13 protein-coding genes are annotated in these 11,875 nt (G+C 67.7%); 7 read left to right on the forward strand and 6 right to left on the reverse strand.

The window, feature by feature from the left end:
- Positions 1-90: 90 nt before the first annotated feature.
- The 5 genes from V3B64_RS00955 to V3B64_RS00975 form a co-directional block, all read right to left on the reverse strand.
- Positions 91-1,458 (reverse strand): heavy metal sensor histidine kinase, encoded by a 1,368-nt coding sequence (locus V3B64_RS00955; protein ID WP_329913381.1) that lies wholly within the window; start codon positions 1,456-1,458, stop codon positions 91-93.
- The gene (locus tag V3B64_RS00960; RefSeq protein ID WP_277778327.1) at positions 1,455-2,153 is read right to left on the reverse strand and encodes a heavy metal response regulator transcription factor; all 699 of its coding nucleotides are present in this window, start codon (positions 2,151-2,153) and stop codon (positions 1,455-1,457) included. The genes V3B64_RS00955 and V3B64_RS00960 overlap by 4 nt, the downstream gene beginning before the upstream one ends.
- Before the next feature lie 45 nt (positions 2,154-2,198).
- Entirely contained in the window at positions 2,199-3,083 is an 885-nt protein-coding gene (gene copD, locus V3B64_RS00965; protein ID WP_279912154.1) for a copper homeostasis membrane protein CopD, read from the reverse strand.
- A gap of 10 nt (positions 3,084-3,093) precedes the next feature.
- Positions 3,094-3,471, reverse strand: a complete 378-nt coding sequence (copC, locus tag V3B64_RS00970) for a copper homeostasis periplasmic binding protein CopC (protein ID WP_329913382.1) — start codon at positions 3,469-3,471, stop codon at positions 3,094-3,096.
- A 110-nt stretch (positions 3,472-3,581) separates the two neighbouring features.
- Positions 3,582-4,436: an AraC family transcriptional regulator gene (locus V3B64_RS00975; RefSeq protein ID WP_329913383.1), complete on the reverse strand. Its 855-nt coding sequence runs from the start codon at positions 4,434-4,436 to the stop codon at positions 3,582-3,584.
- A gap of 188 nt (positions 4,437-4,624) precedes the next feature.
- On the opposite strand from V3B64_RS00975, the gene V3B64_RS00980 reads away from it, so the two are divergent.
- A complete protein-coding gene (locus tag V3B64_RS00980; protein WP_329913384.1) occupies positions 4,625-6,757 on the forward strand; it encodes a TonB-dependent receptor in 2,133 nt (710 codons plus the stop codon).
- 114 nt (positions 6,758-6,871) lie between these two features.
- Here the strand turns inward: V3B64_RS00980 and V3B64_RS00985 are convergent, their stop codons facing one another.
- Positions 6,872-7,348 (reverse strand): MerC domain-containing protein, encoded by a 477-nt coding sequence (locus V3B64_RS00985; RefSeq protein ID WP_182266165.1) that lies wholly within the window; start codon positions 7,346-7,348, stop codon positions 6,872-6,874.
- A 32-nt stretch (positions 7,349-7,380) separates the two neighbouring features.
- On the opposite strand from V3B64_RS00985, the gene V3B64_RS00990 reads away from it, so the two are divergent.
- The 6 genes from V3B64_RS00990 to V3B64_RS01015 are packed head-to-tail and all read left to right on the forward strand — an operon-like array spanning position 7,381 to position 11,762.
- A complete protein-coding gene (locus V3B64_RS00990) occupies positions 7,381-7,914 on the forward strand; it encodes a DUF2796 domain-containing protein (protein ID WP_121503409.1) in 534 nt (177 codons plus the stop codon).
- The gene (locus tag V3B64_RS00995) at positions 7,911-8,606 is read left to right on the forward strand and encodes an ATP-binding cassette domain-containing protein (RefSeq protein WP_329913385.1); all 696 of its coding nucleotides are present in this window, start codon (positions 7,911-7,913) and stop codon (positions 8,604-8,606) included. The genes V3B64_RS00990 and V3B64_RS00995 overlap by 4 nt, the downstream gene beginning before the upstream one ends.
- Positions 8,599-9,852: an ABC transporter permease gene (locus V3B64_RS01000; protein ID WP_329913386.1), complete on the forward strand. Its 1,254-nt coding sequence runs from the start codon at positions 8,599-8,601 to the stop codon at positions 9,850-9,852. Before V3B64_RS00995 ends, V3B64_RS01000 begins: the two co-directional genes overlap by 8 nt.
- Positions 9,853-9,854: 2 nt before the next feature.
- Positions 9,855-10,406, forward strand: coding sequence for a DUF3299 domain-containing protein (locus tag V3B64_RS01005; RefSeq protein ID WP_032129459.1), 552 nt, complete (start codon positions 9,855-9,857; stop codon positions 10,404-10,406).
- Positions 10,396-11,016, forward strand: coding sequence for a DUF3299 domain-containing protein (locus tag V3B64_RS01010; protein WP_329913387.1), 621 nt, complete (start codon positions 10,396-10,398; stop codon positions 11,014-11,016). The genes V3B64_RS01005 and V3B64_RS01010 overlap by 11 nt, the downstream gene beginning before the upstream one ends.
- Complete coding sequence (locus tag V3B64_RS01015) at positions 11,016-11,762, forward strand: hypothetical protein (RefSeq protein ID WP_329913388.1); 747 nt, start codon at positions 11,016-11,018, stop codon at positions 11,760-11,762. The genes V3B64_RS01010 and V3B64_RS01015 overlap by 1 nt, the downstream gene beginning before the upstream one ends.
- The last annotated feature ends 113 nt before the right edge of the window (positions 11,763-11,875 follow it).

An 11,875-nucleotide genomic window follows, 5' to 3' on the forward strand; every position in this document is an offset into this window, starting at 1 on the left:
CCGCCGCCCCCCCCGCGCCCCGCCCCCCCCCCCCCCCCCCCCCCCCCCCCCGCCCGCCCCCCCCCCCCCCCCCCCCCCCCCCCCCCCCCACTACCGGGCTGATGCGCTTGGCAGCACCAGCTCGAACACGGTGCCGGTTTCATCGGAGGTCACGCTTACCGTTCCGCCATGCGCCTGTGCAATCGCACGGGTGATCGCCAGGCCCAGTCCGGCACCTTCGTGGCGGCCACGCTCGCCGCGATAGAAGCGATCGAACAGGCGCGGCAGTGCTGCTTCGGCAATCGGCGGGCCGAGGTTGTGCACGCTGACCCTGCACACGCCATCGCGCTCGACCAGCTGCACCCGCACCTCGCTGCCCACGGCTGCGTGCTTCAACGCATTCGACAGCAGATTGGCGATCGCCCGGTGCAGCATCAGACGGTTGCCTTCCACGCTCGCCACGCCGTCGCTGCGCAGGGTCAAGTGCCGGTCCTCGGCCAGCAGGTCATAGAACTCCAGCAGCGAATCCACCACCGCATCCAGCGCTACCGGCTCACGCGAAGGCAGTGCCCCCGGCGCTTCGGCCTGCGCCAGGTACAGCAGGTCGCCTACGGTCTGCGCCAGCTGCTGCAGCTCCTCGGCACACGACGCCAGCGTCTCGCGGTAGGCCTCGTTGCTGCGCGGGTGGGCCAGCACCACCTGTACCTGGGTCAGCATGTTGGTGATCGGCGTGCGCAGCTCATGGGCCAGATCACCAGAGAACTCGGTCAGGCGCGCGAAGTCCTGCTGCAGGCGCGCCAGCATGCCGTTGAGTGTCTGTGCCAGCTGTTCCAGTTCGGCCGGTGCCGTGCGCGCGCTCAGACGCCGCTGCAATCGACCGGCGGTGATCTGCCGGGCTTCATCGGCCAACGTGCGCAGCGGTCGCAGCGTGCGTCGCACTACGTAGCCGCCGAGCAGGCTGCTGGCCACGGCGGCGCCGATGATGGCGATCGCCAGAAGATGGCGGAAGCGCTGCAGGAAATCGGCATGGCGGTCGTCATTGATGGCCAGCAGGGTGACCAGCTGGCTGCCGTCGGCCAGGGTCTGCCGCAGGTGCAGGGCATGCATGCAGCGACCATCATCGAGAATCCAGTCGTGCCGACGCGGGGTGGTATCGATGGGCTGGCTGCGTGCGTGCTCGCGCAGCAGTGCAGGTGCGGTCGAGAACAGCACGGCTCCGTGGCCATTGACGATGTGGAAGGCGATATCGGGATGATGGCTGAGCGCCTCTGCCAACCGCGGGCCGCGTGCGGCGGCGGGCCCATTGCCAGCAATATCGCGGATCAACGCAACCTTGTTCTCCAGTTCGATGAAGCCCTGGGCAACAAGGTCATGGCGGGCGCTGACATAGATGGCCACGCCCAATGCGGCCAGCACCAGCGTGGCCACGATGGCGAACAGCAGCGTCAGCCGCACCGCGATGGAACGGCGCAGGCTCATCCGTTGCTTACAGCGCCGTCGTCTGGAGCTTCGAGCACGTAGCCCATGCCGCGCACGGTGACGATGAGCTTGGCGTCGAAGTCATCGTCGATCTTCGCGCGCAGGCGGCGGATCGCCACGTCGATCACATTGGTGTCGCTGTCGAAGTTCATGTCCCACACCTGCGAGGCGATCAACGAGCGCGGCAGTACTTCACCGCGCCGCCGCGCCAGAAGTTCCAGCAGGGTGTACTCCTTCTGGCTGAGCGCGATGCGCTGGCCGCCACGCTCCACCCGGCGGCGCTGGGTATCCACCACCAGGTCGGCGATGACGATGCGTTCGGCCTGCGGCAGCGCCTGGCCACGGCGCAGCAGCGTGCGCACGCGTGCCAGCAGTTCGGCGAAGGCGAACGGCTTGCCCAGGTAATCATCGGCCCCAAGCTCCAGGCCCTGCACGCGGTCGGCGATGCTGCTGCGCGCGGTCAGGAACAGTACCGGCACCTGCCAGCCGGCCTCGCGCAGCCGCGACAGCACATTCCAGCCATCCAGGCCGGGCAGCATCACATCGAGGATGACCAGCTGGTACTCGCCGCTACCGGCCAGGTGCAGCCCGTCGACGCCGTTGCAGGCGAGATCGACCACGTAGCCGGCCTCGATCAGGCCCTGGCGCAGGTAGTTGCCGGTCTTGGGTTCGTCTTCGACGATCAGCAGTTTCATGGTGCGCCCATCATCGCAGCTTGGGCGTGGGCTGGCTGCGCAGTCTCATGCCAGCGGATCCAGCGTGCCGAGAATCGCGACACAGGCCAGCACCAGCAGCGCCAGTACCGATTCGCAGGCCAGGCTGTGGCGCAGTGAACGCAGCGGCCTGGGCTGCCAGCCACCCCGGATGGAGACCGCCAGCGCCGGCACCAGCCGCCAGCGATGCAGCGCGGCCAGGCCCAGCATGCCACCCACCAGTGCCAGCTTGAGCAGCAGCCAGCGTCCATGCGCGGCGCCGGTCAGGGTCTGTATGGAACCGCCGAGATCGACATAGGTATAGGTGCCGGTCATCGCCAGCAGGGCGACGATGATCGTGCCGGGCAGGGCGAAGCCGTGCGCGGCCTGCCATAGTTCGTGGGTGCGCTCGCGCAGGCTCGGCCCTTGCCGCCGCAGTGCCAACTGTACGATGGCGGCGATCGCACCGATCCAGGCACCGGCCGCCAGCAGGTGCACGATGCCGGCAGCAAGACGCAGCCGGCCAGCGACCCCATCGCCAGCAGCGGCGTGGCCGTTCCAGGCGAGGCTGGCCAGGGTCACCGTCGAGAGTGCCAGCAGTGCGGGGCGGCGCAGGCCCTGTACCGGGCGATTGACTGCCAGCAGCGGCAGCATTGCCAGCAGGGCCAGGATGCGCAGCAGTCCCGCCTCGCCCACCGGCGTACCGGTAAGAAACCAGCGCGCTGTCTCGCCATCGATGTCGACCGGTGATATGCCAAGTACGCCGGACAAACGGGTGACCACATCGATGCCGACCAGCACCAGTGCCACCAGAACGAGGGCCAGCGAGACGCTGCGCGGCAGTCCGGGGCGGACGAACAGCATCCGCCCGAACAGCAGCATCAGGGCCAGATACAGCGCCAGCCGCAGCGCATACGGCGAAAGCTCGGCCACAGCAGCGGCCTTACTTCACGGTGAAGCGGTAGGTGCCGGTGATCGGATGGCTGTCCTGGCCGACCGCGCGCCACTGCAGCGCGTAACTGCCGGCGGGCAGCGGCTTGGCAAAGCGCGCGCGCAGGGTGTGGCCGTCCTCGGAGATCTCCTGCGCCGTGGTTGGCATCGCCATCTTCATGCGGCCGTGGTCCATGCTCAGTTCGATGCGGGTGGCACGCGGCATCACCTTCTCACTGAACTGCAGCTCGATCTGGCTGGCCGGGGCCACGGTGGCATCGGCCGCTGGCGTCGAACGCACCAGGCTGGGATGGGCCAGCGCCAGCGGCGGGGCCGAAAGGCCGGACAGCAGCAGGGCGAGCGGGGCGACGCGGAACAGGGAGCGGGTCATATGCGGATCACCGATGAGGAAGTGGCCTGCAGGGTGACGTCCACCGCCTTTCGAGGCCCTGACCTGGACATTACCAGTTTGTAATGTTGGCGGCCGGCCAGCGGCCGGCACTACCGGGCCCGTGACTGCGCGATCCATGCTGACGGCGAACAACCGACCACACGCCGGAACGCCGCGCTGAACTTGCTGGGATTGGCATATCCGCTGGCCAGGGCAACGTCGGTGACACGCCGGCCCTGCGCGAGTTCGGCGCGCGCCCGCTGCATGCGGTGCTGGGTCAGGAAGGCAAAGGGCGGCAGGCCAGTGGCCGCACGCAGCGCGCGGCCGAACGTCGCGGCCTCCATCTGCACTGCAGCGGCCAGCTGTGGAACGGTCAGCGCCTGGCCGTGTTGCGCATCGATGTAGGCCTCCAGTTGCCGCAACCGTCGTGCCGACAGTGGGGACACCGTGCCACGCGCCTGGCGCGGCTGACCGGCAAGCTGACCCAGGCGGTGCAGCAGCACCTGCGCGCCATGCTCGAGGAAGCCGGGCAGGCAAACATCAGCCTGCGCGCTGCACCACAGCGCCTGCAGCACCGAAGTAATCACCGGGTCGTGGTGCAGCCGCGCCGCCAGCGGCTGCAGCTGTTGCAACTGCTGCGGATCCTGCGGATGCAGGTGGGTATCGATGGCGATGCCGAGCAGATCGACCGCGGGGCTGGCATAGGTGCCGGTGTCTCCCGGCAGCACCAGATTGAACTGGCCGGGCCGCCACGGCGCCTGCAGAAGACCGCTGAGGGTGTGCTGCTGCAGCCGACCGCCGCCGCCCACGGCCAGGCCCAGGCGCAGTTGCTGCGGATGTCCCATCTCACCTTCGCTGGCATCGAAGCGATGGCGCAGCAGCACCACCGCACCATCGTGGCTGGCGTAGGCCGCAGGGGCCTGCGACCGGGTTTCCTGCAGCAGCTGGTCGGCGAGGGCGGGCATCACGGATCCGGGAATGGAGCGGCGCTGCCGGAAATGGAGTGGCGGCAGGACGCGAATGTTACAGGATAACACTCTTGTCCCGCGCTGCCGCCGCCCGCGCGTCCGCCACTCCATCCGTCGAGGTTCCCGCTTTGAAGTCGTCCACGCCTGCTGCCGCGCTCATCGCAGCATCCCTGCTCGTTCCTGCCTTGCCCGCCCTTGCCCAGCAGGCCGACCCGGCCACGCTCGACGGTGTCCGCGTCACCGGTTCCAAGCGCGATACCCCATACCTGAAGAGCGATCTGTCGGTGACGGTGCTCGACAGGCAGGCGCTGAAAGAAGCGGGCGTCACCGAGTTCCGTGACCTCGACAAGCTCGCGCCCAACGTGAAGTTCAATGCGATGGGCCAGCTCAGCAACATGTTCATCTCGATCCGCGGCATCGAGTCCAATCCGTTCCTGGTCAACCGCGCCTCGGTCTACATCGACGGCATCCCGTTCCGCGAACTGAGCAATGCCGTGCTCAACCAGGTGGAGTCGGTGGAGGTGCTGCGCGGCCCGCAGGGCACGCTGTACGGCGCCAACAGCGAATCCGGCCTGGTACTGGTGCGCACACGCGGCCCGGCTGATGCACGCGAGGGCGAGATCAATGTGCGCAGCACCTGGTTCGGCAACGGCAATGGCACCGCTCTCGATGGCTTCCTGGCAGGGCCGCTGAACAAGACGGGCAGCCTGTCCGGCTCGGTGGCGTTCATGGGCTCCGATGAGGACGCCTACCTGAAGAACCTCACACCTTCCGGTGCGCGCGGCAAGGTCGGCGAAGGCTACCTGCAGGGCAAGCTGCGCTGGCGGCCGAGCGATTACGTTTCGGTGAACGCGCTGGCCTATCATCTGCGCACCCGCGCGCCGGGCATGTTCGAGTATGAATACCTGCCGCTGGATACCGGCCTCTACAACCGCACCTACGGCACATCGCTCAATGGCGGCCGCCGTGCCGGTGACTTCACCTACATCAACGATGCCCCCAAGCGCACCGAAAAGGACGAAACGGTGGGCGGCCTCAGTGCGCAATGGCAGCTGCAGGCCGGCACGCTGGACGTGGCCGCTTCCTGGCGGGACGAGGAGGTGACCTCGGCGGGCTACGACTTCGACATGACCAACAGCCCGGCATTGGCCGGCCGCATCTACGACAGGAAGAAGGAATGGACGGCCGAGGCGCGCTTCAGCTCGCCCAGCGACCAGGCGCTGACCTGGATGGCCGGTGTGTCGACCTACCGCAACAGCAAGGATTCGATCCTCGGCACTTTCGTCGGACCGGCGCTGCATGGGCTGGACAGCTACAACCTGGCACCGCGGCAGACCTCCAAGGGCGAGGACTACAGCGCCTTCGCCACCGCCAGCTATACCTTCCCGGCGGTGCCGAAGCTGACGGCCAGCGCCGGCCTGCGCCATGAGCAGGCACGGCGCTCCACCGAACAGCGTGCCGGTGCGCTGGATCTGGGCGCCGGTGGCCGCGTGCTGTACCGCGATGCCGCGCTGGCACATACCTTCTCGGCCACGCTGCCGCGGGTGTCGCTGCGCTACGACGCCACTGACGACCTGTCCTTCTACGCGGCCTCGGCCAAGGGCTACATTCCGGGTGGCTTCAATCTGGCTGCGGCGCAGAGCGATGTGGTCAACGACAAGGTGCTGCGCTACGAGTCCGAGCGCATGTGGAGCCATGAGCTGGGCTTCAAGATGAACCTGGCCGGCGGTCGTGGCCACATCGGCGGCGCGCTGTTCCACATCACCTCGGACAACTGGCAGGAGATCCAGGTGGCCACCGATGCCAACGGCCGCCCGATCTCGTCGGACTACGTAGGTTCGGATGCCTCGATCCGTTCGCGTGGTGCCGAGCTGGAGGGCGTGTTTGAAGTGCTGCCGGGTTTCACCCTGATGGCGAATGTGGGCTACGTCGATGCGAAGTACACCAAGCTGTGGGTCAGCGTGGACCAGAACCTGGATGGCAAGCGGGTCAAGCTGACCCCTCACTACACTGGCTATCTGGCGGCGCGCTATCAGTTCGACTCCGGCATCCATGCACGGCTGGAATCGCAGTTCACCGGCTCCAGTGCACTGGATGAACGCAACCGCGCGTTCCAGCCCGCAGTGGCCGTGCTCGGTGCGCAGCTGGGCTACGAGACCGGGCCGTGGAGCGCGCGGGTGTTCGTGCAGAACCTGACCAACAAGCGCCGCATCAACGGCCTGATCTTCGACAACCTGGCCTTCGGGCGCGACGGTAACTACTACGGCCCGGTGGACAGCCCGCGGATCTTCGGCGCGGAAGTGGGCTACCGCTTCTGAGGAGGCGGGCCGAGCGCCGGCCAGCGGCCGGCGCTACCGGTGGTGGTGCGGCGCAGACGGCCCGCGCTTCCAACGAAACGGTAGTGCCGGCCGCTGGCCGGCATCTTCGGAACGCTACCGGTGCTGGTGCAATGCCCGCCGGTTGCCGATGTGCGCGCATGCCAGCAGCACGCCACCGCAGGCGGTGGCCACGCCATGCCAGAGCAGCGATTCCTTCAACGGCAGGTACAGCGACGCCGACACCAGCAGGATCGCGCCAACCACGGCCAGCCGCATCGGCAGCCAGCGCCCATGCCGGTACAGCCCGGCCGTGGTACTGGCCAGCGCCAGCGTCGAGGCCATCAATGCAAACAACCATTCCCAGCGCGACATCATCAACAGCAGCGTCATCACACCGTGGCCGGGGTGCTGGAACGAGCGCAGCGCCATCATTGCCGCTGGCACGAAGGCCAGCAGCAGTGGCAGGGCGATGCAATGGGCGGCGCAGGCCAGCGACAGCCAGGCGCCGGCCAGATCGAAACGGGGATGCCAGCGTGCCGAAGTTGGCGGCTGGGCCAGAGCCCTTGCAGGGGTCGGGGGGATGTGGTCCATTATGTTACATAGTAACAATTGGAGTCTCCCCCATGAAGCTTCCTGCTGCTCTTTTCCTGCTGCTGGCTGCCAACGCGGCCCAGGCACACGACGTCCGCCAGCACGCGCCACACGTGCACGGCCAGGCCACTGTTGATCTGGCACTCGACCAGGGAACGCTGGAGTTCGCCGTGCAGGCACCGGGTATCGGCATTCTTGATTTCGAGCGACCGCCGGCCAATGCAGCCGAGCAGGCCGCGCTGGGACGGGCTACGGCAGTGCTGAAGGGTGGCAGCTGGGTTACTTTGCCCACCGCGGCAGGCTGCCGTCTGGCCAGCGGTAAAGCCGATGCAGAGGGCTTCGACGCGACGGCCGCCGCGCCGCCGCCAGGGCAGCATCGGCACGCAGGTTTCAGCGCAACGCTGCAGTACCACTGTGCCAAACCTGCCGAGCTGCGCGCCATCGTCTTACGCCTTCCCGTGCTGTTCCCAGGCCTGCACGAAGTCATCGTCAACAGCGCAACCGCAAATGGCCAGAACCGCAGTGTGCTGACCCCGGACAATCTGCGCGTGGTGCTGGCTCCGTGAGCGCAGCACCGGTGATTGCGTTGGAAGACGTGCAGTTCGGCTACGACATGCGGCTGGTGCTGGACATTCCGAAGTTGTGGATCGAGCAGGGCAGCAGCGTGCTGTTGCGTGGAGTGAGTGGTGGCGGCAAGAGCACCCTGCTGGGCCTGCTGGCGGGTGTGCTGATGCCCGGCAAGGGCGGTGTCGAGGTGGCCGGTCAGGCGTTGCAGGGCATGAGAGGTGCGGCGCGGGATCGTTTCCGTGCCGATCACCTGGGCGTGATTTTCCAGCAGTTCAATCTGCTGCAGTTTCTCAGCGTACGCGACAACATCGCGCTGGGCCTGCGCTTTTCGCGCCTGCGCAGCGCGCGCATCAGTGGGCCGCTGGATGCCGAGATCGTCCGCCTGCTGCAGGCCCTGCAGCTCAATCCCGAGCTGATGCAGCGGCGCGCGGGTACGCTCAGTGTCGGCCAGCAGCAACGCGTGGCCGCTGCACGTGCGCTGATCGGCCGGCCGGCGGTGCTGCTGGCCGACGAGCCGACCTCGGCGCTGGATCGCCAAGCCGCGACCGCCTTCCTGCAGCTGATGTCCGCACAGTGCCGGGCCGCCGGTACCACGGTTCTGGTGGTCAGCCACGATGAAAGCCTGCAGCCGTTATTCGACCGCACCATTTCACTTTCCGAGATCAACCACGCAGGTGGCACCCATGCTTGAGCTTGCCTGGGCCAGCCTGCGCAGCCGCGCATTGAGCGTCAGCCTCACCGTGCTGGTGATCACCCTCAGCGTGGTGCTGCTGCTCGGTGTCGAGCGCGTGCGCGCGCAGGCGCATGAAGGTTTCGCCAGCACCGTCTCAGGCACCGACCTGATCGTCGGCGCGCGATCAGGGCCGGTGAACCTGCTGCTGTATTCGGTGTTCCACATCGGCGACCCGACCAACAACGTGTCCTGGCAGTCCTACCAGGAGCTGTCCTCGCTGCCGCAGGTGAAGTGGGCGGTGCCATTGTCGCTGGGCGATTCGTGGCGCGGCTACCGGGTGGTCGGCACCAGTGGCGGCTACTTCGAGCACTATCGTTACGGCGCGGGGCATGCGCTGGCGTTTGCGCAGGGGCGGCCGTTCGACGATCTGTACGACGCCGTGATCGGCGCAGAGGTGGCGCACGCACAGAAGGTCGGCATCGGCGATGAGATCGTGCTGGCGCACGGCACCGGCGCAGTCACGCTGGCCACGCACGCCGACAAACCGTTCCGCGTGGCCGGCATCCTGCAGCGCACCGGCACGCCGGTCGATTCCTCGGTGCTGGTCTCGCTGCCGGCCATCGAGGCGATCCACGTCGACTGGCGCTCCGGCGTGCAGCTGCGCAGCCAGAGTGTCAGCGCCGAGCAGGCGCGCCATCTGGACCTGACCCCGACCAGCATCACCGCCTTCATGCTCGGCCTGAATTCGCGCATCGCCACGTTCTCGGTACAGCGCAGGATCAACGAGTACCCGGACGAGGCGATGCTGGCGATCCTGCCCGGCGTGACGTTGCAGCAGCTGTGGCAGTCACTGGGCACCGCCGAGCGGGCACTGCAGCTGATCAGTGCAATGGTGGTGCTGCTGGGCATGGTCTCGCTGGTGGCGCTGCTGGTCTCGACACTGCAGGAGCGCCGGCGCGAGATGGCCGTGCTGCGTGCGATCGGTGCACGCCCGGGCTATATCGCCAGCCTGCTGGTGGTGGAGGCGGTGGCGACCAGCGCGCTTGCCTGCGTGCTCGCACTGGCCGCACTGGTGGCCGCCAGCATTGCCGGGCGTGGCTGGGCGCTGGCCAGCTTTGGCCTGTCGATCACCCATGTGTGGCCGGATGGCCGCGAACTGACGTGGGTGGCGGGTGTGCTGGCGATCAGCGCGGTGGCCGGCCTGGTACCGGCGCTGCTGGCCTATCGGCGCACGCTGGCCGATGGCCTGTCACCCGGGGGCTGAGCATGCGCTGGTTGCCGCTGTTGCCAATCTTGCTCGTGCTGACCGCCTGCGAACGCCCGGTCGATACCGGCGTGCAGGCGCTGACACCGTCGCCGGTGATCGATCGCGATGCCCCGGCAGCTGCCGAGGAACAGGAACTGGACTGGTTGCAGATGATGCCGAAGGAAGAACTGGCGGCGCTGGAGCGCGGCGAGGGGCCGGAGGTCGAGCACAACGGCAACCGGCGCATGCCGCAGTTTGGTACGTTCCGCACCGTTGACACCGTATTGCAGCGGCCGGTGCGCTTGCCGGGTTACGTGGTGCCGCTGGCCAACGCGCAGGACGGGCGGCTGACCGAATTCCTGTTCGTGCCGTACTACGGCGCCTGCATCCATGTGCCGCCGCCACCGCCGAACCAGATCGTGCACGTGGTGCTGCCGCGCCCGATCGAGATGCCGGACATGTATTCGCCGTTCTTCCTGGCCGGGACCCTGCGTGCCGAACGGCTGGACGATGATCTGGCCGGTTCCGCCTACACCATGCGCGATGCGCAGCTGAGACCGTATGAACCGTAGCGTCCTGATCGGACTGACCTGCTGCCTGGGCTTGCTGGGGTGTACGCAGGCGGGTGGGGGCACCGCGACCGTCACCGCGGCACCGCCAGCGGCGCAGCCGGCCACGACCGAAGCGCCCATCGACCGCTGGGATGCACTGCGGCCCGACGAAGTGACCTACCAACGTCCGCCGCCGCAGATCGGCCTGTCACGCAATGGCATGGACGGGGTGGGCGGGCTGATCGACGACACCGGCTCGGGCACGCCACCGGGGCAGGAGATCGACCATTCCAGCCCCGATCGCGCCAAGCAGTTCGGTTCATCGCAGGTGGTCGAAACTGCCGATGGCCGCGCCGTTGACCTCGATGGCTACGTGGTGCCGCTGGGCACCAACGACGCAGGACTGGTCGACGAACTGTTGTTCGTGCCGTTCTACGGGGCCTGCATCCATGTGCCGCCACCGCCGCCGAACCAGATCATCCATGTGACCCTGGCCACGCCGATCGCACTGGGCGACCTGTGGGATCCGTACCGGTTGGCCGGTCGCCTGCAGGTCAAGCGCTTCGATGCGGATATCGCCAGCGCATCCTACGACGCCGCAGCGGCGACGCTGACGGCGATCCACAACTGATGCGTGCGCGCTGGATCATCGTTGCAGCAGCCTTGCTGGTGGTGGTTGCGCTGCTGGTGTGGTGGCAGCGGCAGGCTGCACCCATCGCGCCACCCGCGATCGCATTTCCGCCGCCTTCGTCCGATGCCCGCCAGCGCATCGAACAGCGCCTGGGTGATGACCATGCCTTTCGCAACGACGTACTGTTCCTGCTCGCGGCCACCCTGCGCGACCGCTGCCAGCCGGCGCAGGCAGGGCTGCTGGCGCGCATGGCCAATCGTGCATCGTTGCCGGTGCTGGCGGCGGTCAGTGCGGTGACCCAGCAGGATCCCTCGTTGGACCGGCCGATCTACCAGTACATCCAGCATCGTGCCGACGCCACGCGCTGTGGCCAGCCGCTGCAGATGCCGCTGGCCGGTGGACGCAGCATGGCCGTGGACATCGAGCAGTACGCGCGCACCTTCCCGGACAGCTATTTCGACCCGCAGCGCAGCAGCGAGCCGCGGGATTTCGGCGGACTGTCGCTGCAGCAGCGGGCAGGCAACGCCTGCAACAGCGTGGTGTATTCGGTGCTGCCGCTGGGTGGCACCGATTGGCGATGCAGCAGCCTGCGCGCGAATGCCCGTGCGCGGGTGCGCGGCCTGTGCGAGGACGAACTGCGGCGCCAGCATGGGGGAACGGGCGGGGAACTGGACATGGCCGTGGGGCAGGGCATGCAGGGTGCGGTGGTGTCGGCGATTGCCGCGCTGCCGGAAGACTGCCGATAAGCGTTTACCAGTAGAGCCAGGCCAGGCCTGGCTGGCGGTTCAGCCAAGCAGACTTGCCCCTACAGACCCTGAACTGGTGGATTCCGAAGGTCATAACTGTACAGGACATCCGG

This window comes from Stenotrophomonas sp. SMYL86 (assembly GCF_036320025.1).
In the GTDB taxonomy this organism is placed as follows: Bacteria; Pseudomonadota; Gammaproteobacteria; order Xanthomonadales; family Xanthomonadaceae; genus Stenotrophomonas; species Stenotrophomonas maltophilia_A.